Origin of the sequence: Erwinia sp. MMLR14_017, from assembly GCF_033657285.1 — a bacterium.
Classification (GTDB): Bacteria; Pseudomonadota; Gammaproteobacteria; order Enterobacterales; family Enterobacteriaceae; genus Erwinia.
Genome location: NZ_JAWVWP010000015.1, coordinates 20,189 through 42,282, shown reverse-complemented (window position 1 = coordinate 42,282; position 22,094 = coordinate 20,189). Strand labels below are relative to the sequence as shown.

The following is a 22,094-nucleotide window of genomic DNA, read 5'->3' as shown; positions in this document are numbered from 1 at the left end:
GAATATTGTTAGTGTGCTAATCAATAAATTCAAGCCGTTAGCGCCCGCCGTGTGCGCCAGCCAGAGCCATCTCTTGTGATTTCACACGTTGTAAAATATAGCCGATTATTGACAAAACAACAGTTGAGAGCATGACCAGCGAGGTAGTAAACAGAGAATGGGTGATAAACGTCGACACGATCAGACTGGCAACACAGCATAAACCCAGCTGCAGTGTGTTCTGCAGGGCAGCAGCCTTGCCGCTGGATTGGGGGAAGGGCAGCAGTGCATTAGCGACCACAATCGGATAAATCGCACCATTGGCCAGCGCCATACCGCAGAAAGGCATCAGCAAAGCATACAGGGAAGGTTCCGGCAGTTGAGCGGCAATAAAGAAGGCGACGATACTGACACCATAAAGAGCCAGCAGCCAGGGTAACAGCGCCCGTCCCTCAAGGTGTTTCAGCAGCGTGCGGCAGCCATACCCGCCAATCAGGAACGCGAGCGTTTGCGGCACATAGCTCAGGCCGATATCTCCGGGCGTCATGCCCAATGCTCCCAAAATGAAGGGAGACCCTGTTAACCAGGCAAAAAAGCTGGCCGAACAGGCGGCGTATATCAGCACGTTACCGCCGTAGACCGGGGATTTTAATAAGCTGATAAAGCTCATCTTCTCACTGCCTGCCTGGGTCGCCTCTTTACGGGGCGATGCCAGAAACAGGGTACAAATCAGCAAGGCAACCGCGACCAGCAACAGCGTGATAAAAATAGCACGCCAGGTAAAATGGTTAAGCAGCCAGGCGCCCAGCAGCGGGGCAAGCGCTGGCGACAGGGCTACCAGAGGCATAATAGAGGCGAAAACGCGGTTAGCCTGCGCAGCCGGATAGCGGTCAACAACCAGCGCTTGCCAGCTTACTGCGGCGGCACAGATGCCGATGGCCTGCGCAAATCGAAGCGCCAGCAGCAGAGAGGCGGATTGAACCCACCACATCGCGGCACAACTGATGGCAAACAGACTCAGGCCCATCAACAGAACGGGCTTGCGGCCAATACGATCGGAAAGCGGCCCCCAAATCAGCTGACCACTGGCAAAACCGGCCAGAAACAGGCTGAGGCTGGCGCTGATGATGCCCGCGCTGATTTGCAAGTCTTGCTGCATAGCGATAAAAGCAGGCAGGTACATATCGGTTGCGAGAAAACCCGCGACGCTGAGTAGCGCGAGGTAAACAATAAATCCTTTTGAAGGCATTTTTTCTCTCTTATGGGTAATGAATCAAACGCCGCAGAGTGTAATCGCGTGCCATCCAGCTTGTGAAACGGTAATATTTGCCTGTTCCCTTCAAAAAATTTGCAGGCAGGTTATGTGGTCAGAGCACGCTTTGGAAGTTGTTGATGCCGTTGCCCGTTCGGGCAGTTTCACCGCAGCCGCGGCTGAGCTGCACCGCGTCCCCTCAGCTATCAGCTATACGGTGCGGCAGCTGGAGGAGTGGCTGGCGGTACCCCTGTTTGAACGGCGGCACCGGGATGTGGTGCTGACCGAAGCCGGACGGGTATTTGTGCAGGAAGGGCGTGGTGTTATCAAAAAAATGCTCGCCACCCGGCGGCAGTGTCAGCAGGTAGCCAACGGCTGGCGTGGACAGATCAATATTGCCGTCGATCGGATAGTCAAACCTCAGCGCACGCGCCAGCTGGTGGTGGACTTCTATCGCCATTTTCCGGATATGGAGCTGCATCTGTCGCCAGAGGTGTTCAACGGCGTCTGGGATGCGCTGGCGGATGGCAGGGTTGATGTGGCCATCGGTGCTACTCAGGCTATTCCGGTGGGCGGCCGTTTTGCCTTTCGCGATATGGGAGCGCTGAACTGGCGCTGCGTGGTGGCAGCAGATCATCCTCTGGCGCAGCACAGGGAGCAGGTTATCAGCGAAGAGGCGATCCGGGAATGGCCTTCGCTGGTGCTGGAGGACACCTCGCGAGCACTCCCCAAGCGAACAACCTGGACCCTGGATAACCAGCGGCGGCTGGTGGTACCGGATTGGGAAAGTGCCTTCGACTGTCTTTCAGCCGGGCTGTGCGTGGGCATGGTGCCGGGACATTTTGCCCGGCCGCTGTTGAAGCAGGGCACACTGCACGAGCTCAGGCTTGTAGCCAGTTTCCCCGACAGTCCCTGCTGCGTCAGCTGGTCTGAACAACAGGCGTCCCCGGCGCTGAGCTGGCTACTCGATTATCTGGGTGAAAGCGATACGCTGAACAGCGAATGGCTGCGCGAGGAAGAGTAAAAAGCCTGAACAGCGCAAGCCAGGGGCAGAGTATGCCCCCGGTTGCAGCAAAAAAGAGAGACGCAGGAGGCTTAGCGGCGGTAATCCAGGAAAGGACCGTCAGCGACCGAGCGGCGTTCGATCAGTGAAGGATGTACTTCAATGGTCTGTGGATCTTCCCGTTTGCTGGTGATGCGGTCCAGCAGCATATCGAAAGCGGTCTCGCCTAAACGCTCTTTAGGCTGATGAACGGTAGTCAGAGCTGGCGTGAAGTAACGGGCGTTGCGCACGTTATCATAACCGATCACCGATATATCCTGCGGGACCCGTAAGCCCATCTCGTCCGCAGCGCAAATTGCGCCCATGGCCATTACGTCACCGCCACAAAAGACCGCCGTCGGTCGCTGTTTTTGCGATAAAATCTGCTGCATCGCCTGATAACCCGACTCCGGTTCGAAATCACCCTGCACCAGCCACTCTTTACGAAGGGTAATGTTGGCTTCAGCCAGCGCTTTCAGGAAGCCGGCATGACGACCGCCGCCGGTATTGCGCTCCATTTGTCCGGGGATCACGCCGATATCGCGGTGACCCCTATCGATCAGATAGCGCCCGGCCAGATAGCCGCCCTCAAAAGCGTTATCCAGCACGGTATCTGTGAAGTCTCCGCGAGACTCGCCCCAGTCCATGACTACCATCGGGATATTGCGGTTCTCTTCCAGCATTTTGATCAGCGGATCGGGATACTCAGAGCACATGACCAGCAGACCGTCCACGCGCTTTTGCGCCATCATCGACAGATAGGCCTGCTGCTTTTGCAGATCGTTATGGGCATTGCCCAGGATCAGGGTATAGCCTTTTGCGAAACAGCAGTTTTCCACCGCTTCAATAATCTCGGCAAAATAGGGCGCTTCACTGGAGGTGGCTAACAGACCAATAGTCCTGGTGTGATTAACCTTGAGACTGCGGGCCACCGCACTGGGGGAATAGTGCAGCGATTTAATTGCAGCCCAGACGGCCTCCCGCGTCTCTTCGGCGACAAAGCGGGTTTTATTGATGACGTGGGAGACGGTGGTGGTCGACACCCCGGCCTGCTTTGCCACATCTTTAATTGTTGCCATGTACTAGCTACTCCTGCGCTTATCTCAACGTGTTGATAAGACTGTTGTTAATCGTTTGCCTGGAAAGAATAAAACCTGACGGCTTAAATCGTTTTAAGTTGCTGCCGGATTCGTCAGGAAGGAAAAGAGTGGTTCGTCCGCAGAATGGTGGCTGAGCGGGCGTTGCGCAACAAAGAGAATTCTAACAAGGCTGAGCAGAGAAAACGAGATTTTTACCGATAAGTATGGGAAAATTGAAAGCACCATTAACTGTAGGGTTATTCAGGTAAAATATGGATACCGATTTAAAGTTCTCATTACTGACCACGGTTTGCGCCCTGGTGATGATTATGGCGTTTAGCTTTACCGCCATCATACACTAACTTTAACAGGGGCCTGATTACAGGCCCCTTTATAACCCTTAGCGGATGGTTTTCGGCGTCATCATTCGACGGGCGCCAATATAGTGACGCTGCCAGTAATCTTCGCCCAGCGCGCTGACCTGAATATCCTTGCCGGTACGCGGGGACTGAATGAACTTACCGTCACCCAGATAGACACCAACATGGTCGGCAACCCCGCGTCCATTAATGCGGAAGAAGACCAAATCCCCTTTTTCCAGCTCATCACGTTTGATCGAGGCGGCATCACGCAGATGATACATTTCGTTAGCGGTGCGGGGGATCTTAAATTTCACCAAATCTTTATAGGCATACCAGACCAGCCCGCTACAGTCGAAGCCGGTTTTCGGTGAGGTTCCGCCCCATTGATAGGGTTTACCCAGCTGGCCCATCAGTTTGTTCATCGCGGTTTCACGCGCTTTCTGATAGCGGGCACGATGCGCCTTGCTCAACTTCAGGGGTGCCGGGTCGAGATCGGCAGTCAGCGCTTCCATTTGCGCTGTTTTACCGCGATGCCGTCCGTAACGTTTTTTACTCTCATTAACGCTTTTCTTTTTATATCTGCTGGGGGTAACGGCGGCAGTTGGAGAGGCCTTCTTTTTAAGCTTGAGCTTTGACACGGAGGTTAAGCGGGATTTCTTGCTGGTGGACTCTTTAACTTTTTTAGTCGAGCTTGCTTTAACCGGCCGGCGTTTACGTCGCTCATCTTCGCGGGCTGGCGTACCGGCGTCTTTCTTATGATGACTGGCATTAACGGGGGCGTGTGGCGATGCGTGCGCCACGTTAAAAAAGAGCTGAGCAAGCGCCAGCATAAAGAGGGTGATGAGTAAACGCATCGTTACCATTAACAGTTTGTGCTTCGACCAGCGGCCAAAGCGTGCCAAAAACAGGGATATCTGCTTTGCAGCAGGCTCATGGGGCAATTCTAATCTAACTGTTTAACAAAAGGTAAGGTCTTTTTTGTTTCAATGATGCAGAACAAGTAAAACCTGTAAAAATAAGCCAAATCAGCTGGTTATCTGCGCAAACCTTATCCAGTTTACCGCCATCAGCGCTGCAATAACCTCTGGAAAATGTTATTTTAATGTATCCGCCTGGGCTTGTAAGGCGCAGCAGCCGAAAATGCTCTTAGTAAAATGTCGTTTTCATCGTGCGGACAGAGTCGCTACACTAAATAGACACGAAGTATCCGATTAAGGAAGCCATTTATGAGTACCGTTGAGAAAATTGAGCGCCAGATAGCAGAAAACCCGATTCTGCTCTACATGAAAGGTTCACCGAAACTGCCAAGCTGCGGCTTCTCGGCACAGGCCGTTCAGGCGCTGTCAGCCTGTGGCGAACGTTTCGCCTATGTGGACATTTTGTTGAATCCGGAAATTCGCGCGGAATTACCTAAGTATGCCAACTGGCCGACTTTCCCGCAGCTGTGGGTGGATGGTGAACTGGTCGGCGGTTGCGACATTATCATTCAGATGTATCAGCAGGGCGAATTGCAGCAGCTGATCAAAGAAACTGCGCAAAAATATCCTTCTGACACCGCTGAATAAGCGAGTCAGAAAGTAAAAGGGCGAGGAAAAATTCCTCGCCCTTTTTTTATCCTGCGCTTACCGGCGCGGGAAGAGGCCAGCCGCCCAGCCGTTTCCAGCGGTTTACCAGCTCACAGAACAGATCGGCCGTTTGCACTGTATCGTACAAAGCGGAATGCGCCTGATTACTGTCAAACGCCATCCCCGCCGCCGCACAGGCTTTTGCCAGCACCGTTTGCCCTAATACCAGCCCGCTTAACGCGGCCGTATCAAAGGTGACGAAAGGATGGAAGGGGTTGCGTTTCAGACCGGTACGTTCAGCGGCCGCGTTCATGAAATTGAGATCAAAGGTGGCATTATGCGCAACCATAATGGCGCGATTGCAGTCCCGATCTTTAATCCCTTTGCGCACAAGTTTAAATATGGCATGCAGGGCTTCATATTCACTCACCGCACCACGAAGCGGGTCAGAGGGGTCAATGCCGTTAAAAGCCAATGCTTCAGGTTGCAGAACAGAACCTTCAAACGGCTCAACGTGGAAATGGAGCGTTTGGTCTTTCTCCAGCCAGCCATTTTCATCCATTTTCAGGGTGACGGCAGCCACTTCCAGTAGCGCATTGGTCTTCGCGTCAAATCCAGCGGTTTCCACATCGATCACTACCGGATAAAAGCCGCGAAAACGGCTGCTGAGGGTGTTCAGTTGGTTCGATTCAGACATCAGGATCTCATTGGCGAAAAAATGCAGCGCGCATTATGGCAAATTTCACCGCGAGATGCAGCAGGGGAAGGGAGAAGAAGGGTGCCTTTAAGGCACCCTGGAAAATCAGGCACCCAGACCGTGACCTGCATGCTTGTTCTCAATCAGTTCGATTTTATAGCCATCCGGATCTTCAACGAAGGCGATGATAGTGGTACCGCCTTTAACCGGGCCAGCTTCGCGCGTTACGTTGCCACCGTCCTGACGGATACGATCGCAGGTAGCCGCAACGTCATCCACGCCCAGCGCAATATGACCGTATGCGTCGCCCAGATTGTAGCTCTCCTGACCCCAGTTATAGGTCAGTTCAATCACTGCACCTTCGCTCTCCTCGGTGTAGCCCACGAAAGCAAGCGTGTATTTATATTCGGTATTTTCGCTGGTGCGCAGCAGACGCATGCCCAGAACTTTAGTATAAAAATCAACGGAACGCTGCAGATCGCCAACGCGAAGCATGGTGTGAAGTAAGCGCATAACATCCTCTTTGTGAAAAACGTTATCATCCGATAACGGTTAAAAAAATAAGTATAGCGATGATTTTCTGGCAGGGTAATCAGAAGGCTCTGCCTGCGGGGAAATAAACAGCAAGCAAGGCTTTTCAACGCTTTACAGGCCGCGTCGGGCGCAGCCTGATTTTCTCTGTTAACTCTTATCCGGCGAGTGAAGGATAATCGGTATATCCTTCTGCACCGCCGCCGTAGAACAGCTCTGGACGCTGTGCGTTAAGCGGAGCGTTTTCACGCAGGCGTTCAACCAGATCCGGGTTAGCAATATAAACGCGGCCAAAGGCAGCGGCGTCAATCAGCCCTTTTTCAATCAAATCTTCTGCTTTTTCGGCGGTATATGCGCCAGCACCCACAATCACGCCCGGGTAGACGTTACGAATGGCTTTACGGAACGCTTCGCTGTAAGGCTTGCCTCCGGCCCAGTCAGGCTCGGAAATGTGCAGATAAGCCAGATTACGCTTCGCCAGCTCAGTGATGTAGTAGATCGCGGCGGCTTCCTGATCTTCACCATTATCCAGGCCGTTGAACGGGCCAAGAGGGGAGATGCGGATCCCGATGCGGTCAGCGCTCCAGGCGGCAATAGCAGCATCAACCACTTCCAGCGCAAAGCGGGTGCGGTTTTCTACGCTGCCACCGTAGCTGTCCGTGCGCTGGTTAGATGCTGGCGAGAGGAACTGATGGATCAGATAACCGTGTGCGGAGTGTAGCTCTACCAGGTCAAAATCCGCTTCACGGGCATTAGTCACCGCCTGACGGAAATCATTAACCACCTCTGCAATCTCATTTACTTCAAGCGCGCGCGGAGTGGATGTGGCTTCACGTATTGCCTCTCCCTGCTCATTACGCAGGGAAGTACGGGTTTCTGCGTTGATGGCAGAAGAGGAAACCGGGGCTTTACCCTCTGGCTGTACGCTGGTGTGGGAAATACGGCCGGTATGCCAGAGCTGAACGGCGCTGTGGCCGCCCGCCTGGTGAATGCCTGTATTGATCGCCTTCCAGGCAGAAATTTGCGCTGCTGAGTGCAGGCCAGGTGCACCGGCGTAGCCTTTAGCCTGTGCAGAAATTTGTGTCGCTTCAGTGATGATCAGTCCCGCACTGGCACGCTGGCGGTAATATTCACCCATCAGTGGAGTAGGAATATCGCCCGGTTCAATACTGCGCAGTCGGGTCAGAGGGGCCATGAAAATGCGGTTAGGAACGGTAATCGCACCCGTTTTTAAAGGGGTGAACAGTTTTTTCAATTCCATTATTTCTCCTGGTAGACCGGTCGACTAGATAAAAGTCTTTTTTTTACTAGCGCTGGCAGCCTACGCGTTATCTTCTGCCAGGCATTAACCCTAAGTGCGCTCTCTGGAAGTATAGAGAGAGGATGAGCTTAGCGCAGGCAAGCATTTTCGCCTGCAAAAATAGCGTATTCAGCTAGCGTACCAGACCGGCAGGTCTGGTACAAACAGGGCTAGTGCGCCTGGCACGATCGGATCATATCCAGAGTTGGCTGATACTCTTTGGTTTGCACATTCATCATTCCCAGCAGTGTATGGAAGATGTTGTCCTGTGACACCGCCTCAGTTCTGGCGGCCTGGTGAAGACAATCCTGACTGATGCCAAAGGCGCTGGCGTAATCTGGCGACATCCAGAGCAGGAAAGGAATGTGCGTCTGCTGGGAGGGAGCAAACACATAGGGTGCGCCATGCAGATACATGCCGTGTTCCCCAAGTGATTCCCCATGATCGGAGAGATAGACCAGCGCCACGTTGAATTTATCACTCCGGGATTTCAGCAGGCTGATGGTGCTGGCCACCATGGCATCGGTATAGAGGATCGAGTTGTCATAAGTATTCACTAAAGCCTGGTGTTCGCAATCCTGAATCTGATTACTGTCGCAGGTTGGGGTGAACTTGCGCATCGCCGCCGGGTAACGCAGATAATAGGCAGGTCCGTGGCTCCCCATCTGATGCAGCACAATAACCGTGTCGTCCTTCACGCTGTCAATATATTTGTCCAGGCGGTGCAACAGCACGTCATCCAGGCAGTAATCACTTTTACAAAGCGCCCTGACATTCCATTTTGTCATGTCGGTATGGGGCACGCGATCGCAGGCACCTTTACAACCGCCATCATTTTCACGCCACAAAACGTTTACCCCAGCATGGGCCATCACATCCAGCACGCCTTCCTGATGACGTGCCAGGCTGGCATCATAATGTTCACGCGGCATATTGGAGAACATGCAGGGGACAGAGATGGCGGTTTCGGTGCCGCAGGAGGTTGCGTTCTGATAGTAAATAACATTCTCCTTTTTCAACTCAGGATTGGTTTCGCGGGCATAGCCACCCAGGGAAAAGTTTTCTGCCCGGCCTGTTTCACCCAGCACAAAGATCACCAGCGTTTTTTTCTTTTCCGCCCTGATTAGTGGCCCTTTCTTCGCATCCTGACCAATTCGCACCAGCGTCTGATTGCCAGCAAACCAGCGATTATCTGCATAATGGCCCACGCTGCTGACCACATTAACAGGGGTGATCATTTTGACCAGCCCTTTGTTATTACGGATCAGTGAGGCGTAATCTTTATAGAAAAGAGCGGCTACCAGCAAAACCACGGCAACCGCTGCCATCACGGTCAGGGCTCGTATAGCGATGTTCATCCACCAGGGACGATGAGTAGTAATTTTTACGGCTGCAATTAATACGGCGGGCACGATACCTAAAGCCGTTATCCACAGCAGATAACGAAGGCTGAATAACGCAGCGGCCTCCTGGGCGTCAGTTTCAAAGACATTCTGGATCATATTTGTGTCAATGACGGTGCCGAAGCTGTAGATGAAATAGTTCGCAGCGGCCCCTGCCAGCACTAAAATGATTAGCAAAGGTTTACGGAACCAGGGAACAGCAGCCACGCTGAAGATAATCAGGTAGGCACAAAACAGCACCACCGGCAGAGTGGCAGCAAAAATATAATCATGAAATGTCGTGTAGGGGATCGTCTCCCAGGCACGCATAAGAAACAACGCATTGAGAATAAAAGTAAAGAAAATAGTAACATAAAGGTTGAAGGCGTTTTCGTTACACCGTAACTTAAATAAGCGTTTCATAGCGTTCCATGAAAAAATAAATTCTGCGGAAAGCTTAGCGTCGTAACCTTAGTGAAACCTTAATCCGTGCTCAACAATGCGAACTCCCGCAGGAAATAGTCGCCTGTTACCTGTGAGTTATGCGTAAGAAAGGGTCAGGCTGGCTACCGCCTGCAGAGCAAAAAAAAAGCATTCAGACTTGCGGTCGGGGAATAACCGATCTTCAATAAGAGACTGGCATATATTCAGGAGGGGCGGTGGCAGAACAACTTGAGTTTTTCCCGGTGCCAAGTCCCTGTCGGGGGATTTGTCAGTCTGACGAACGCGGCTACTGCCGTGGTTGTCTCAGAAGTCGTGAAGAGCGCTTCAACTGGATGAAATTTACCGATGCGCAAAAGCGGGAGGTGATCCGCCTCTGTCGCCAGCGCTATCTTCGTTTGCAGCGTGCGGGCAAAACGGAGGTTCCTGATGAGCCGGAACAGCCTTCGCTGTTTTAAGCGTGCCGGTCTGGTGATGGCACAGGTAAAAAAGAGTCAATAAAGCGGTTTTAACAGGCATTTTCTCTGAAACTTACCAGGCTTATAGCTCCACTCTGGATGAGATAAGGGAAATGTATGAAACGTATAACTCTGATGGCGCTGCTGTTGGCAACAGGTTGTTTTGCGCAGGCGGCCAGTGAAAAAGTTGATATAAAGCTGGCTACTCCGCAAGGAGCAGGTGAGAGCCTGGGTATCGTAACGCTGGAAGAGACGCCTTACGGCATCACCTTCACGCCAGCACTCCATGACCTCTCTGCGGGCATTCATGGTTTTCATGTTCACGCAAAAGGGAGCTGCGAACCGCAAACCAAAGAGGGTAAAATTGTTCCGGCCGGAGCGGCTGGCGGACATCTGGACCCGTCGGGGGCGGGTAAACATCTTGGACCCTGGCAGAACGGACACCTGGGCGATTTGCCCGCCTTGTTTGTGACCGACGATGGCATGGCAACTTATCCGGTACTGGCACCGCGCATCAAAAAACTCTCGGAAATCAAAGGCAAAGCTTTGATGATCCACATGGGCGGCGATAATCATGCGGATATGCCGAAACCGCTGGGCGGCGGAGGCGATCGCTTCGCCTGCGGCGTGATCTGATCGCATCAGGCGCCTGCCGCACGTGCCTCTTCCGGCAGCGCCTGTTGCAACTGAGAGAGTGAACAAAAAAGCCGCCAGATAATTCCCGCCAGCTCGCTGGCCTCGTCATTGCCGATGGCCTGCAACCTTTCAATTCTCTGCGCTAACTCTTCCAGCGTTTGCGCCAGTGAATGGTGATGCACACCGCGTTCGCCGATGATTCGGTGTAAATTTTGCAGCGTCACCTCGCGCATATCGGTCAGCTCACTGGCCTCACTGTGCCACTCACGCAGCTGCCAGACAATATGTGAGCAGTTCAGCAGCACCACGCCCCAGCGCAGCAACCATAAACGAGCCCGATCGTCGCGACTGCTGTTGAGTTGATTGACCCGATGGTAGATCAGCGATTCAAACGTGCTTTGACTGAGGTGAGGACGCCGGCTGAGCTGGTCGAGAAATTCCCGACGCAGAGCACGGATGTGCCTGCGGCTGCGGCGTTTATCCGAGCTGGGACGCAGGATCTGAAAGGCCAGCCAGGCCAGCATCACGCCAAACACCTTTGCCAGATTATCGTTCAGAAACGCCTGGTAATCATAAACAGGCGGGTTAGTGACCGCCAGAAACGATCCGCCAAAAACAATCAGCTGCGCCCAGAGGCTGGCGCGGTTTTTCTGTTGCAGCTTAAAGAGCTGGAGCGTGATGAGCAAAGGGAAAAGAAAGAGTAGAAACTGCCACAGCACGCTGATCTGCACCATCAGACCAAATTTGATGATGAAGCTGAAGAGGCTCAACAGCAGCAGCGTTTTCAGCAACAACGAGACGCTGTTGCTGGGAGAAGGCACTGACGAATAGAGCACGCAGCTAATGGCAGCAAGGGTTATGGCGGCATCACCGGCATCCCACTGGGTGGTAATAGTGAAGGCGCATCCCAGCAGAATAACGATAAAAGTTCGCAATGCGCTCCAGCTCGCTTCAGCACTGTCGGCATGGCGTGCCAGCGCCGGGACGGCCGGTGGAGAGAGAGTCGTGTCGGCATCAGCCCGTTCAAACTGCCTCAGCCAGCGGCTGATATTCAGATAGAGCCAGCAGAAATAGCGCAAGCGGTGCCAGAAGGCCTGATGGCGATAATCTTGCTTGTCGTCAGGGGCAGCCTGACTCAGAATTTGCGCCAGACGGTATTTATTACACTCCGGTTTTGCCAGCTCGTTGAGCAGCGCCTGTAGCGTGGTAAAGAGGATCTCCGGCGGCTCGGGCCAGTTAAGCAGCATACGGCGCAGGCTGGAGATGACGCTGGTCAGCCGCAGCTGCTGGTGAAGAACATAGTTGAGTACATTGTTCTGACGGCGAAAACGGTAGTGGCTCCAGAACGCCTGGATCCTTAACAGGTTCATGGTCAGGATCTGACCGATAACGCTCTCATGCGCGCTGCGAACATTATCGGTGGTTTCACGCTGCAACAGCAGCCCGGCATGCTCCAGCAGACGGGTATGCATCGCTTTTAATGACTGGATCAGCGTATCGCCGTCTGAGGTGCTCGGCAGGATCATCATCATCAACCCGCCACACAAGATGCCTGAAATCACTTCACACACCCGTGCCTGAGTAATATTCCACAGATCGTTGATATCGGTGATATTAACCGTGGTAAAAGCGATGATCGCCGCTGTGTATCCGGCCAGAGAGAAGGCGTAGGCGACGTTGTTTTGATAATGATTGGCAATCCAGGTACAAAGTGCCAGCCAGGCGGACATCGACAGGGCAAACAGCCAGGGTTCATTAAGCGTATGCCCGGCAATCAGCAGCGCTGCGCCTGCTCCCAGCAGGCTACCGGCGATGCGCCCCAGACTTTTGCTGATGACGCCGCCTACGGTGGGGAAACTGACCACGGCGGCCGAAGTCATTGCCCAGTAGGGTTCATCCAGCTGAAGCCCATAGGCAATACTCAGCGCCAGACACATGGCAATGGCATTGCGGAGGGCGTAACGCCACTGTCCTGCGGTGGCTTTACACCACGGAAGGTTTTGCCAGGCAAGCCAACTGAAATTCATGGCTGAATAGAGATGCTACAGGTGGTTCCCGCCACCAGCGGCAGATCCGCAGGAATAGTGGTCAGGCGGATACGAACCGGAACGCGCTGAGCCAGACGCACCCACGGCACGTTTGGTTTGATATCTGGTACCAGACCGCTGTCAGTTTCAACGCTCTGATCATAAATAGCCCGGCCAATGCTCTCGACCTCGCCCTGTAACGCCCGGTTATCGCTATAGAGACGCACGCTGGCCTTATAACCTGCACGGATATGCCGCAGCTTGGTTTCTTCAAAATAGCCCATTACGTAAAACGAATGGCTGTCGACCAGCGCAAACAGTGGGGTACCGCTGGTGGCATAATTTCCGGGACGTACCACCAGGTTAGTTATCCAGCCGTCGGTTGGTGCTGTTATCCTGGTTTGCGACAGGTTCCATTGCTCCTGCTCCAGTTCTGCCTGAGCCGCCTTTGCCGTCGCGGCCATGCCTTTGGCGCTGAGGTTGGCCGCATCCAGATCCTCTGCGGAGATCACATTGCGTGGCAGACTCTGACGACGGCGCGCTTCATGTTGCGCTTTCAGCAAATCAGACTGCGCTTTTGCCAACTGTGCCTCAGCATTCAGCACGGCAATCCGGTAAGGTTCATCATCTAACGTCAGTAATGTCGTGCCTCTGGTGACAAACTGATTATCTTTGATCGCCAGTTGCGCAATGCGCCCGGAAACCTGCGGAGTGATATTCACCAGCTCTGCGCGGACTTTGCCATCCCGGGTCCAGGGTGACTGCATATAATAATTCCACAACCACCATCCGGCACAGAGCGCCGCCGCAAAGAAAATCACCGTGGAAAAATATTTTAATGTGCTGAATTTCATCCGTTCACCTGCAGCAGCCACAGCGAAACGCTGACGCAAAGAATAAAGAGAGAAAGATCCAGCAGCGTTGGGTGCCAGATTTCGCCAGAGTAGATCCAGCCCCGCAGCAGGGGATGAAGTAACAGCCAGAAGAAAAACCCCAGCAGTACGGCTTTGAAAATCGGTGGAAAAAACACCGAGGCGCCAAAAACCAGGTCTGTTAGCGGTGAGGAGGAGGAGAAATGTGCGTTATCCACGAAGTAAATCCTTCTTGCCAGGCCGTTTGCGGCGCGCCGGGTAATCAATACGTTTCAAAAGGGATGAATTTGTATTTTGTCCTGTAAACTCGCAGAATAGTCTAAAATGAGGCATGATAGCTAGCAAGCTAATTATAAGGAGATGAAATTGGATACCCCATTAGGAACGGATCTCGCCAGACTGGTGCGTATCTGGCGTTCACTGATCGATCAGCGCCTTAAACCCCTGGAACTCACGCAGACGCACTGGGTGACGCTGCACAATATTCATCAGCTGCCGCCTGAACAGTCACAAATTCAGCTAGCCAAGGCGATCGGTATTGAGCAGCCCTCGCTGGTGCGTACGCTGGATCAGCTGGAGGAGAAGGGGCTAATAACCCGAACGACCTGTGCCAGCGATCGCCGCGCTAAGCGGATTAAGCTCACGGTTGAAGCCGCACCCATCATCACCCAGGTTGAACATGTTATTGATGCCACCCGGGATGATATTTTGTCAGGTATTTCACAAAGTGAAATCGACAAACTGGTGACGCTGATAGCCCGTCTCGAAAAAAACATCCTGGAACTACAGGGTCGGGATGAATAAAAAAAACCGGCTGAGGCCGGTTTTTTTATTGTTACTTATCGTGGTGAAACGGTGACCTGGCTTCCGTTAGAGGCCATTGTTACACGCTGGCCTACGGCATAGCGGCTGGCCGCCTGTTTCTGCACCACCATAATTGTATTGCCGTCATCTTTGCGGATTTCCAGCTCCACACCCTGCGTTTTGTTAGCGGCGCCCTGTACGCCCTGACCTGCGACCCCGCCAGCCACTGCGCCAGCTGCGGTAGCAAGGCTACGGCCCGTTCCGCCGCCCAGAGTATTACCCAGGAAGCCTCCCAATACCGCACCGCCGATTGCACCGATGACATTATTGTCATCCCCGCCCTGAATCTGAACCGGGCGGACGGATACCAGCGTTCCGTAGGTGACGTTTTGCACTTGCTTGGCTTCTGAGGCACTGTAAACATCGCCAGAAAGGGTGTCAGTGTTGCTGCATCCTGCCAATGTCACGCCAGTCAGTGCCACGACTAATAAACGCTTAATCATCGTAAAACTCCTTAGTTTTCCATTTGCTGCAGATAATTGCGCAGCGTTCAATAGGGTAATTATATGGCACAAGCCGCTAAGTTGGGTAAAAAAACTGCTACCCCCAGCGTAGCGCAACATGCATAAACCATAAATCAATCAGCTGCAAAATTGCGTAAAGAGAGTTAAATATCCAGCCAGCCTTCAAAAATGGTTAGTTAATCATAGAATTGCCCGCCTGATTTTGCGACGCTGTAGGCAGGAAATCCAGCAAACCCCAGCGGGTAAGGCGAAACAATGAAATCAGGACGCTATATTGGCGTTATGTCCGGCACCAGCCTGGATGGCATTGATGTGGTGCTGGCTGCCATTGATGAGCATATGGTGGCGCAGCAGGCGAGCTACTGCCACCCCATGCCGCCAGCTTTGCGTCAGGCAGTATTGGGGATCTGTCAGGGACAGTCGTTAACGCTCTCTCAGTTGGGCCAGATAGACACACAGCTGGGACGGGCGTTTGCCGAAGCGGTGCAGGCCTTGCTTCAGCGTGAAGGGCTTGAAAAAGAGGATATTACGGCGATCGGTTGCCACGGGCAAACGGTCTGGCATGAGCCGCAGGGCGAGGCGCCGAACACGTTGCAGATCGGCGATAACAATCAGATTGTCGCGGCTACCGGCATCACCGTGGTGGGGGATTTCCGTCGTCGCGATATGGCGCTTGGCGGGCAGGGCGCACCGCTGGTGCCCGCCTTCCATCAGGCTATTCTGATGCACCCTGAAGAGCGCCGGATGGTGTTGAACATAGGTGGCATCGCCAATCTTTCGCTGTTGATCCCAGGCAAACCGATCGGTGGCTACGATACCGGCCCCGGCAATATGCTTCTGGACGCCTGGATCTGGCGCCATCAGGGTAAAGGATATGATAAAGATGGCGAATGGGGCCGACAGGGCAGCGTTATTACACCGCTGCTGCAACAAATGCTGAGCGACCCCTGGTTCTCACTACCGGCACCAAAATCCACCGGCCGCGAATACTTTAATCTGGGCTGGGTTGAGCAACAGCTTTCTGCCTTCCCCGGACTGCAGCCGGAGGATGTCCAGGCAACGCTGGCGGAACTTACCGCAGTGACTATTGCCGAACAGGTTATGCTGTGCGGCGGGTGTGAACGGCTGCTGGTTTGTGGCGGCGGCAGCAGGAACCCTTTGCTGATGTCAAGGCTGGCAGCACAGCTTCCGGGGATCGAAGTGGGCAGCACAGATGAAGCGGGGATCAGCGGTGATGATATGGAGGCGCTGGCTTTCGCCTGGTTGGCTTACCGTACCTTATCGGGTCTGCCGGGAAATTTGCCCTCAGTGACGGGAGCCAAAGAAGCCTCGGTGATTGGCGCTATCTATCCCGCTAATCCTGCCCATTATCGCTAACCCCTGTTCACAGGAGAGAGAATGAAGAAGATACTTTTACTGTCCACGCTGACGTTACTGTCGGGCTGCAGCTATTTCCATTCAGCGCCGGAGCAGCAAAAAACCCTGCACTACACCTGCGGAACGTTACCCCTGACGGTGATCCTTGATAATAGCCGTGAGGAGGTTAACCTTATCCTTGACGGTAACCCGCTGACATTAAAACAGCAGGTAGCCGCCTCCGGTACCCGTTACAGTGACGGAACCTATGTTTTCTGGTCTAAAGGTGACGGGGCATTTATCGAGCGAAACGATAAAGTCATTATTAACGACTGCCGCCTCAATGGCAGTTAACCCGTTGAAACCCATCGGGATGAAGCGCACAATGCCGCTTCCCCCTTCAAGCTGAAGCCTGAGCGATGAACGAAAGCGACAACCTGCAGCAGATCGCCCATCTGCGCCGTGAATATACCCGTGGCGGCCTGCGCCGTAACGATCTGCCTGCCGACCCGCTGGTGCTGTTTGAGCACTGGCTGGGGCAGGCTGTTGAGGCGCAACTGCCCGATCCTACGGCGATGAGTGTGGCAACCGTGAACCAACAGGGGCAACCTTACCAGCGCATCGTGCTGCTGAAGCATTTCGATCAGCGTGGCATGGTGTTCTATACCAACCTGGGCAGCCGCAAGGCTCATCACCTGGAGCAGAATCCCCGCATCAGCCTGCTGTTTCCCTGGCACATGCTGGAGCGTCAGGTGATGGTGCTGGGAACGGTGGAGAAACTCTCCATGCTGGAGGTGATGAAGTATTTCCACAGCCGCCCGCGCGAGAGTCAGATTGGTGCATGGGTATCGAAACAGTCCAGCCGCATCTCCGCCAGAGGCGTGCTGGAAGGCAAATTCCTGGAGCTGAAGCAGAAGTTTCAGCAGGGCGAAGTACCTCTGCCCAGTTTCTGGGGCGGTTTCCGCATCAAAATCGATTCAATGGAGTTCTGGCAGGGGGGCGAACATCGTCTTCATGACCGCTTTTTCTACCAGCGTGAAGCGGATAGCTGGAAAATCGATCGCCTGGCACCCTGAACCCCTGAAATAATCCTGTTAAGCGCTGGCACAGAGTGCGCCAGCGCTTTATTCTATATGCCTTATTTTTTCTCCGCGAATCAGCGGAAAGCTGTGTACCAGCTAAGGTGCAGACTTTTTTTACATGGAGTCAAAGATGGCCAGCAGTAACCTGATCACACAATTGCAAGAGCGGGGCCTGGTAGCCCAGGTCACGGATCAAGAGGCGTTAGCAGAACGACTGGCGCAGGGGCCAATCGCACTCTATTGCGGCTTTGATCCCACTGCCGACAGCTTGCATTTGGGGCATCTGGTGCCGTTACTCTGCCTGAAACGCTTCCAGGATGCCGGACATCGTCCTGTCGCTCTGGTGGGCGGTGCCACCGGCCTGATTGGCGATCCCAGCTTTAAAGCGGCGGAGCGTAAGCTCAATACCAACGAGACGGTGAATGAATGGGTGGAAAAAATCCGCCATCAGGTTGCCCCCTTCCTCGACTTCGACTGCGGTGACAACAGCGCTATCGCTGCCAATAACTACGACTGGTTTGGCAACATGAATGTGCTGACCTTCCTGCGTGATATTGGCAAGCACTTCTCCGTTAATCAGATGATTAATAAAGAAGCGGTGAAGCAGCGCCTTAACCGTGACGATCAGGGCATCTCCTTTACCGAGTTCTCCTACAACCTGCTGCAGGGTTACGACTTTGCCTGCCTGAACAAGCTGCATGGCGTGGCGCTGCAGATTGGCGGTTCCGATCAGTGGGGCAACATCACCTCCGGCATCGATCTCACCCGTCGTCTGCATCAAAACCAGGTCTTTGGCCTGACCGTGCCGCTGATCACCAAATCGGACGGCACCAAATTTGGTAAAACCGAAGGCGGCGCTGTCTGGCTTGATGCCAGCAAAACCAGTCCTTACAAGTTCTACCAGTTCTGGATCAACACCGCAGATGCTGATGTGTATCGTTTCCTGAAATTCTTCACCTTTATGAGCCTTGAAGAGATCAATGCGCTGGAAGAGGAAGACAAAAACAGCGGCAAAGCGCCTCGTGCGCAATATGTGCTGGCTGAGCAGGTAACAAAACTGGTGCATGGCGAAGAAGGCCTTGCCGCTGCGGTACGTATCACCAAAAGCCTTTTCTCCGGCGCGCTGAATGAGATGACGGAAGCGGACTTCGAGCAGCTGGCGCAGGATGGCATGCCGTTCGTTGAGCTGGAGCGTGGACAGGATTTGCAGCAGGCGATGGTGGATGGCGACCTGGCCCCCTCCCGAGGTCAGGCCCGTAAGTTGATTGACTCTAAAGCGGTCAGCGTTAACGGCGAACCTCAGCTCAGTGCAGAGTACCTCTTTACTGATGCAGACCGCCTGTTTGACCGCTTTACGCTGCTGCGCCGTGGAAAAAAGAATTACAGCCTGATTGTCTGGAAATAAAACACAACATCACCACAGGCCGGCCAGTCCGGCCTTTCTTTTTAGGCAGGGTTCGTTATGAAAAACATTCTCTCTATACAGTCGCATACGGTGTTTGGTCATGCGGGAAACAGCGCGTCGGAATTTCCTATGCGCCGCATGGGCGCAAACGTTTGGCCGCTGAACACCGTTCAGTTTTCTAACCATACGCAGTATGGGCACTGGACCGGCGTGGTGATGCCCGCCACCCATCTGACCGAAATTGTTAAAGGCATAGCTGATATTGATCGTCTGAAAACCTGCGATGCGGTGCTGAGCGGCTATTTAGGCTCGGCAGAGCAGGGCGAGCAGATCCTGGAGATTGTGCGTCAGGTAAAAGCGGCCAACCCTGCTGCGTGGTATTTCTGCGATCCGGTGATGGGCCACCCGGAAAAGGGCTGCATTGTGGCGCCGGGCGTGGCGGAGTTTCATACCCGCTCTGCGCTGCCCGCCAGCGATATCATTGCCCCAAACCTGCTTGAGCTGGAAATGCTGAGCGGTCACGCGGTCACCGACGTAGAGCAGGCTGTTGCCACCGCCCGTGAGCTGATTGCTAAAGGGCCGAAAGTGGTGCTGGTGAAGCACCTGGCAAGAGCAGGCCTGCGCAGCGACAGATTTGAAATGCTGCTGGTGACGGTGGATGAAGCCTGGCATATCAGCCGTCCTCTGGTCGATTTCGGCGTAAGACAGCCTGTGGGCGTAGGCGATCTTACCAGTGGCCTGCTGCTGGTAGATCTGCTGCAGGGTAAATCCCTCAAGGAGGCGCTGGAGCATATCACTGCGGCTGTGTATGAGGTGATGCTGAAAACCCATGAGATGGGCGAGTATGAATTACAGCTGGTCGCGGCGCAGGATGGCATTGCTAATCCACAGCAGCATTTCGCGGCAGAAAAACTGTAACAGCTAACATTCCCTCTGCCACTACAGGGCAGAGGGAACACTTCAGCCCTGCACGCCTTCAGCCTGTAAAGCTGCCGCCACGGCGGGCCGTTCTGCCGCTCGTTCAAACCACGTGGTTAACGTATCCAGCCCGGTTAAATCCAGCTTCACCGCCTTCGCCCAACGCATCACCGTAAACAGGTAGGCATCTGCCACGGTAAAGTGCTGCCCCATCAGCCACTGTTTTCCCTCCAGTGCGTCGTTTACACGGCGAAATTTGCTCTGCAACTGCTCACGGACCTGAGTGCGGTACTCTTCAGGCACGCCAGAACGGTAAAGCGCATAGAAATGTTCATGCAGCGCGGTGGCGATAAAATTCAGCCATTCCAGCGTCTGATAGCGCGTCATACAGCCCGTGGGTGCCAGCAGCTGGCGGTCTGGTTTCTGGTCGGCAATATACTGAACAATCGCCACGGTTTCGCTCAGGATCGTGCCATCATCCAGCTCCAGCGCGGGTACCTTGCCCTGTGGATTGATGGCCAGAAAGTCACCGTTCTGCTCGGTTTTTTTGCTCTTTAAATCTACCGACACCACTGTGAAATCAAGACCAGATTCATGCAACACAATGTGAGGCGAGAGCGAACAAGCCCCGGACGTAAGGTAGAGTTTCATGCAGGCTCCTACAGCTGATTAGCGAAAGATATTTTGAGCTTACTGCAGTTGGCTGAAAAGTCAGCGCCAGGTGCTCACTTTCATTAATTATCTGTCTGTTTCTTAACCGGCGTCATGCTTTCGGCTTGCAGACAGATCAATGCTGACAGCGCTTCCCGGGCGGTATCCCAGAATGCGCGGACTCTGGCAGGCATATATTTCAGATTCTGCGTGACCAGCTGTACGGGCAGGGGAGCGGGCCGACAGGAAGGCAGCACCTCGCAAAGCGTGCCCTGCGCCAGGTCATCATAAGCCTGATAAGAGAGCAGGCGGGTAATGCCTTTACCCGCTCTGGCGGCGATTAACTGCGTTTCCACTTCGTTAACCATAAATGTGGGCTGAATGCGCACGCGTTCCTGATGAGTGACCGTGCCAAAACGCCACTCTCTGACTGAACTCACGGAAGTTCCGGCTATCAGCGTATGGGCCGCCAAATCGGCTGGAGATGCAGGGTTGCCGGCACGTGCCAGATACTCAGGGCTGGCAAGCAGGATACGCTGTACGGTTCCCGTCTCCACAGCAACCAGCGAAGAATCCCGCAGCTGGCCGATGCGCACGGCGATATCCAGCCCCTGTTCCAGCAGATCCTGGTAACTGTCGTTAAGCAGCAGTTCAACCTGAATGCCGGGATAGCGATCGATAAAATCCAGCACCAGCGGGGCGATATACTTGCGGCCAAACTGTACCGGCGCGGTAATGCGTAGCAGGCCGTTGAGCTGAGATTCAGAGGAGTCCTGAATCGCCTGTTGATAATCGCTAATGAGCGTCCTGGCTCGTTCAAACAACGCGAGTCCGGCGGGCGTTGGGGACATATTGCGTGTGGTTCGCTCAATCAGGCTGGCCGCGAAGCGGCTCTCCAGCGAGGCCAACGCACGGGTAATCGCTGGTGGAGAACGCCGCAGCTTCCGCGCTGCCGCAGCCAGGCTACCTTGTTGCACTACTGCCACAAACACCTCAAGTTCATCCAGCTTGTCCATCACTCTTCCACTAAAAGAAATTATGAATTGCCATAATGCAGGTTTCCGGCTGTTTGCTGCAAGAGTAAGCTCTGGGAAACTCAAGAGGAGAAGATCATGACCGCATTAACGCTCTACAACACTCCATTATCGGGGCACGGACATCGGGTAAAATTACTTCTGACCCTGCTGGACCTTCCGTTTGAAGAGATCGAAGCCGGTGCGGACATACGTAAAACAGCGCAGTTTCTGGCGCTGAATCCGCTTGGGCAAGTACCCGTGCTGGTGGAGGACGAAACCGTTATTACAGACAGCAACGCTATTCTTATATGGTTGGTTAAGCGTTATGCGCCAGGGAGCCACTGGCTGCCGCAGGATCTGTTGCAGGAAGTAGAAGTACATCGCTGGCTGGCAAAAGCTGCCGGTGAAATCCGCTATGGCGTGGCCTCAGCAAGGCTGATCAGGCAGTTTTCCACGCCTGAGAATTATGCGTCGGCCTGTAGTGTGGCGGCCAAATTTCTGCCACAGATGGAACAGCATCTGACCGGTAAACGCTGGCTGGTGGGGGAACAGGCTACGCTGGCCGATCTGGCCTGTTACGCCTATGTGGCCTGCGCGCCGGAGGGCGGTATTTCACTTGCGGATTATCCTGCCATTCAGCAGTGGCTGCAAAACGTTGAGGCGCTGCCCGGTTTCATTGGGCTTCCTCCGCTGCCGCACCCTGAGTTGAATTAGC

25 protein-coding genes are annotated in these 22,094 nt (G+C 53.9%); 12 read left to right on the top strand and 13 right to left on the bottom strand.

Annotation, left to right across the window (positions count from 1 at the left end):
• Positions 1 to 37: 37 nt before the first annotated feature.
• A complete protein-coding gene (gene punC / locus SD961_RS19775) occupies positions 38 to 1,228 on the bottom strand; it encodes a purine nucleoside transporter PunC (RefSeq protein ID WP_318792045.1) in 1,191 nt (396 codons plus the stop codon).
• Between the two features lie 112 nt (positions 1,229 to 1,340).
• Here punC and punR point away from each other — a divergent pair, with 112 nt between their 5' ends.
• Complete coding sequence (punR, locus tag SD961_RS19770; RefSeq protein WP_318792044.1) at positions 1,341 to 2,255, top strand: DNA-binding transcriptional activator PunR; 915 nt, start codon at positions 1,341 to 1,343, stop codon at positions 2,253 to 2,255.
• A 71-nt stretch (positions 2,256 to 2,326) separates the two neighbouring features.
• Here the strand turns inward: punR and purR are convergent, their stop codons facing one another.
• Positions 2,327 to 3,352 carry an HTH-type transcriptional repressor PurR gene (gene purR, locus SD961_RS19765; protein WP_318792043.1) on the bottom strand — a complete coding sequence of 342 codons (1,026 nt, stop codon included), beginning with the start codon at positions 3,350 to 3,352 and terminating at the stop codon, positions 2,327 to 2,329.
• A 272-nt stretch (positions 3,353 to 3,624) separates the two neighbouring features.
• On the opposite strand from purR, the gene SD961_RS19760 reads away from it, so the two are divergent.
• On the top strand, positions 3,625 to 3,714 hold the full coding sequence (locus SD961_RS19760) for a YnhF family membrane protein (protein WP_318792042.1): 90 nt from the start codon (positions 3,625 to 3,627) through the stop codon (positions 3,712 to 3,714).
• Between the two features lie 38 nt (positions 3,715 to 3,752).
• Here SD961_RS19760 and SD961_RS19755 read toward each other — a convergent pair whose 3' ends face one another.
• Complete coding sequence (locus tag SD961_RS19755; RefSeq protein ID WP_318792041.1) at positions 3,753 to 4,568, bottom strand: C40 family peptidase; 816 nt, start codon at positions 4,566 to 4,568, stop codon at positions 3,753 to 3,755.
• A gap of 372 nt (positions 4,569 to 4,940) precedes the next feature.
• Between SD961_RS19755 and SD961_RS19750 the strand changes: the two genes are divergently transcribed.
• A complete protein-coding gene (locus tag SD961_RS19750; protein ID WP_306212656.1) occupies positions 4,941 to 5,279 on the top strand; it encodes a Grx4 family monothiol glutaredoxin in 339 nt (112 codons plus the stop codon).
• Between the two features lie 46 nt (positions 5,280 to 5,325).
• Here the strand turns inward: SD961_RS19750 and rnt are convergent, their stop codons facing one another.
• The 4 genes from rnt to eptA all read right to left on the bottom strand — a co-directional run bounded on the left by rnt (position 5,326) and on the right by eptA (position 9,612).
• The gene (rnt, locus tag SD961_RS19745) at positions 5,326 to 5,976 is read right to left on the bottom strand and encodes a ribonuclease T (RefSeq protein WP_318792040.1); all 651 of its coding nucleotides are present in this window, start codon (positions 5,974 to 5,976) and stop codon (positions 5,326 to 5,328) included.
• Positions 5,977 to 6,081: 105 nt separating this feature from the next.
• Entirely contained in the window at positions 6,082 to 6,489 is a 408-nt protein-coding gene (gloA, locus tag SD961_RS19740; RefSeq protein WP_306212660.1) for a lactoylglutathione lyase, read from the bottom strand.
• A 175-nt stretch (positions 6,490 to 6,664) separates the two neighbouring features.
• Entirely contained in the window at positions 6,665 to 7,768 is a 1,104-nt protein-coding gene (locus SD961_RS19735) for an alkene reductase (RefSeq protein ID WP_318792039.1), read from the bottom strand.
• Positions 7,769 to 7,977: 209 nt separating this feature from the next.
• Positions 7,978 to 9,612 (bottom strand): phosphoethanolamine transferase EptA, encoded by a 1,635-nt coding sequence (gene eptA, locus SD961_RS19730; RefSeq protein WP_318792038.1) that lies wholly within the window; start codon positions 9,610 to 9,612, stop codon positions 7,978 to 7,980.
• A 236-nt stretch (positions 9,613 to 9,848) separates the two neighbouring features.
• On the opposite strand from eptA, the gene SD961_RS19725 reads away from it, so the two are divergent.
• Together SD961_RS19725 and sodC are read left to right on the top strand one after the other, a co-directional pair.
• Positions 9,849 to 10,088, top strand: coding sequence for a DUF1289 domain-containing protein (locus SD961_RS19725; RefSeq protein ID WP_318792037.1), 240 nt, complete (start codon positions 9,849 to 9,851; stop codon positions 10,086 to 10,088).
• 117 nt (positions 10,089 to 10,205) lie between these two features.
• The gene (gene sodC / locus SD961_RS19720; protein ID WP_318792036.1) at positions 10,206 to 10,724 is read left to right on the top strand and encodes a superoxide dismutase [Cu-Zn] SodC; all 519 of its coding nucleotides are present in this window, start codon (positions 10,206 to 10,208) and stop codon (positions 10,722 to 10,724) included.
• A 5-nt stretch (positions 10,725 to 10,729) separates the two neighbouring features.
• On the opposite strand, the gene SD961_RS19715 is transcribed toward sodC, so the two are convergent.
• The 3 genes from SD961_RS19715 to SD961_RS19705 are packed head-to-tail and all read right to left on the bottom strand — an operon-like array spanning position 10,730 to position 13,841.
• The gene (locus SD961_RS19715; protein ID WP_318792035.1) at positions 10,730 to 12,751 is read right to left on the bottom strand and encodes an FUSC family protein; all 2,022 of its coding nucleotides are present in this window, start codon (positions 12,749 to 12,751) and stop codon (positions 10,730 to 10,732) included.
• Positions 12,748 to 13,605, bottom strand: a complete 858-nt coding sequence (locus SD961_RS19710; RefSeq protein ID WP_318792034.1) for an HlyD family secretion protein — start codon at positions 13,603 to 13,605, stop codon at positions 12,748 to 12,750. Before SD961_RS19710 ends, SD961_RS19715 begins: the two co-directional genes overlap by 4 nt.
• Entirely contained in the window at positions 13,602 to 13,841 is a 240-nt protein-coding gene (locus tag SD961_RS19705; RefSeq protein ID WP_318792033.1) for a DUF1656 domain-containing protein, read from the bottom strand. The genes SD961_RS19710 and SD961_RS19705 overlap by 4 nt, the downstream gene beginning before the upstream one ends.
• A 148-nt stretch (positions 13,842 to 13,989) precedes the next feature.
• On the opposite strand from SD961_RS19705, the gene slyA reads away from it, so the two are divergent.
• Positions 13,990 to 14,427: a transcriptional regulator SlyA gene (gene slyA / locus SD961_RS19700; protein ID WP_306212677.1), complete on the top strand. Its 438-nt coding sequence runs from the start codon at positions 13,990 to 13,992 to the stop codon at positions 14,425 to 14,427.
• Positions 14,428 to 14,462: 35 nt separating this feature from the next.
• Here the strand turns inward: slyA and slyB are convergent, their stop codons facing one another.
• Positions 14,463 to 14,930, bottom strand: coding sequence for an outer membrane lipoprotein SlyB (gene slyB / locus SD961_RS19695; RefSeq protein WP_306212679.1), 468 nt, complete (start codon positions 14,928 to 14,930; stop codon positions 14,463 to 14,465).
• Positions 14,931 to 15,206: 276 nt separating this feature from the next.
• Here slyB and anmK point away from each other — a divergent pair, with 276 nt between their 5' ends.
• From anmK to pdxY, 5 genes are all read left to right on the top strand, one after another.
• Positions 15,207 to 16,328, top strand: coding sequence for an anhydro-N-acetylmuramic acid kinase (anmK, locus tag SD961_RS19690; RefSeq protein WP_318792032.1), 1,122 nt, complete (start codon positions 15,207 to 15,209; stop codon positions 16,326 to 16,328).
• A gap of 21 nt (positions 16,329 to 16,349) precedes the next feature.
• Positions 16,350 to 16,661 carry an MliC family protein gene (locus tag SD961_RS19685; protein WP_318792030.1) on the top strand — a complete coding sequence of 104 codons (312 nt, stop codon included), beginning with the start codon at positions 16,350 to 16,352 and terminating at the stop codon, positions 16,659 to 16,661.
• 65 nt (positions 16,662 to 16,726) lie between these two features.
• Positions 16,727 to 17,383, top strand: a complete 657-nt coding sequence (pdxH, locus tag SD961_RS19680; protein ID WP_318792029.1) for a pyridoxamine 5'-phosphate oxidase — start codon at positions 16,727 to 16,729, stop codon at positions 17,381 to 17,383.
• A gap of 136 nt (positions 17,384 to 17,519) precedes the next feature.
• Positions 17,520 to 18,794 (top strand): tyrosine--tRNA ligase, encoded by a 1,275-nt coding sequence (tyrS, locus tag SD961_RS19675; RefSeq protein WP_318792028.1) that lies wholly within the window; start codon positions 17,520 to 17,522, stop codon positions 18,792 to 18,794.
• A 57-nt stretch (positions 18,795 to 18,851) separates the two neighbouring features.
• Entirely contained in the window at positions 18,852 to 19,712 is an 861-nt protein-coding gene (gene pdxY, locus SD961_RS19670; protein WP_318792027.1) for a pyridoxal kinase PdxY, read from the top strand.
• Between the two features lie 42 nt (positions 19,713 to 19,754).
• Here pdxY and gstA read toward each other — a convergent pair whose 3' ends face one another.
• Positions 19,755 to 20,363, bottom strand: a complete 609-nt coding sequence (gene gstA, locus SD961_RS19665; RefSeq protein WP_318792026.1) for a glutathione transferase GstA — start codon at positions 20,361 to 20,363, stop codon at positions 19,755 to 19,757.
• A gap of 83 nt (positions 20,364 to 20,446) precedes the next feature.
• Positions 20,447 to 21,379, bottom strand: coding sequence for a LysR family transcriptional regulator (locus SD961_RS19660; protein ID WP_318792025.1), 933 nt, complete (start codon positions 21,377 to 21,379; stop codon positions 20,447 to 20,449).
• Between the two features lie 96 nt (positions 21,380 to 21,475).
• On the opposite strand from SD961_RS19660, the gene SD961_RS19655 reads away from it, so the two are divergent.
• Complete coding sequence (locus tag SD961_RS19655) at positions 21,476 to 22,093, top strand: glutathione S-transferase (RefSeq protein ID WP_318792024.1); 618 nt, start codon at positions 21,476 to 21,478, stop codon at positions 22,091 to 22,093.
• Position 22,094: the final 1 nt, after the last annotated feature.

Bases quoted from the DNA above. Each gene is read 5' to 3' on its own strand.
- punC (WP_318792045.1), bottom strand. From the start codon at position 1,228: ATGCCTTCAAAAGGATTTATTGTTTACCTCGCGCTACTCAGCGTCGCG.
- punR (WP_318792044.1), top strand. From the start codon at position 1,341: ATGTGGTCAGAGCACGCTTTGGAAGTTGTTGATGCCGTTGCCCGTTCG.
- purR (WP_318792043.1), bottom strand. From the start codon at position 3,352: ATGGCAACAATTAAAGATGTGGCAAAGCAGGCCGGGGTGTCGACCACC.
- SD961_RS19760 (WP_318792042.1), top strand. From the start codon at position 3,625: ATGGATACCGATTTAAAGTTCTCATTACTGACCACGGTTTGCGCCCTG.
- SD961_RS19755 (WP_318792041.1), bottom strand. From the start codon at position 4,568: ATGCGTTTACTCATCACCCTCTTTATGCTGGCGCTTGCTCAGCTCTTT.
- SD961_RS19750 (WP_306212656.1), top strand. From the start codon at position 4,941: ATGAGTACCGTTGAGAAAATTGAGCGCCAGATAGCAGAAAACCCGATT.
- rnt (WP_318792040.1), bottom strand. From the start codon at position 5,976: ATGTCTGAATCGAACCAACTGAACACCCTCAGCAGCCGTTTTCGCGGC.
- gloA (WP_306212660.1), bottom strand. From the start codon at position 6,489: ATGCGCTTACTTCACACCATGCTTCGCGTTGGCGATCTGCAGCGTTCC.
- SD961_RS19735 (WP_318792039.1), bottom strand. From the start codon at position 7,768: ATGGAATTGAAAAAACTGTTCACCCCTTTAAAAACGGGTGCGATTACC.
- eptA (WP_318792038.1), bottom strand. From the start codon at position 9,612: ATGAAACGCTTATTTAAGTTACGGTGTAACGAAAACGCCTTCAACCTT.
- sodC (WP_318792036.1), top strand. From the start codon at position 10,206: ATGAAACGTATAACTCTGATGGCGCTGCTGTTGGCAACAGGTTGTTTT.
- SD961_RS19715 (WP_318792035.1), bottom strand. From the start codon at position 12,751: ATGAATTTCAGTTGGCTTGCCTGGCAAAACCTTCCGTGGTGTAAAGCC.
- SD961_RS19710 (WP_318792034.1), bottom strand. From the start codon at position 13,605: ATGAAATTCAGCACATTAAAATATTTTTCCACGGTGATTTTCTTTGCG.
- slyB (WP_306212679.1), bottom strand. From the start codon at position 14,930: ATGATTAAGCGTTTATTAGTCGTGGCACTGACTGGCGTGACATTGGCA.
- anmK (WP_318792032.1), top strand. From the start codon at position 15,207: ATGAAATCAGGACGCTATATTGGCGTTATGTCCGGCACCAGCCTGGAT.
- SD961_RS19685 (WP_318792030.1), top strand. From the start codon at position 16,350: ATGAAGAAGATACTTTTACTGTCCACGCTGACGTTACTGTCGGGCTGC.
- pdxH (WP_318792029.1), top strand. From the start codon at position 16,727: ATGAACGAAAGCGACAACCTGCAGCAGATCGCCCATCTGCGCCGTGAA.
- tyrS (WP_318792028.1), top strand. From the start codon at position 17,520: ATGGCCAGCAGTAACCTGATCACACAATTGCAAGAGCGGGGCCTGGTA.
- pdxY (WP_318792027.1), top strand. From the start codon at position 18,852: ATGAAAAACATTCTCTCTATACAGTCGCATACGGTGTTTGGTCATGCG.
- gstA (WP_318792026.1), bottom strand. From the start codon at position 20,363: ATGAAACTCTACCTTACGTCCGGGGCTTGTTCGCTCTCGCCTCACATT.
- SD961_RS19660 (WP_318792025.1), bottom strand. From the start codon at position 21,379: ATGGACAAGCTGGATGAACTTGAGGTGTTTGTGGCAGTAGTGCAACAA.
- SD961_RS19655 (WP_318792024.1), top strand. From the start codon at position 21,476: ATGACCGCATTAACGCTCTACAACACTCCATTATCGGGGCACGGACAT.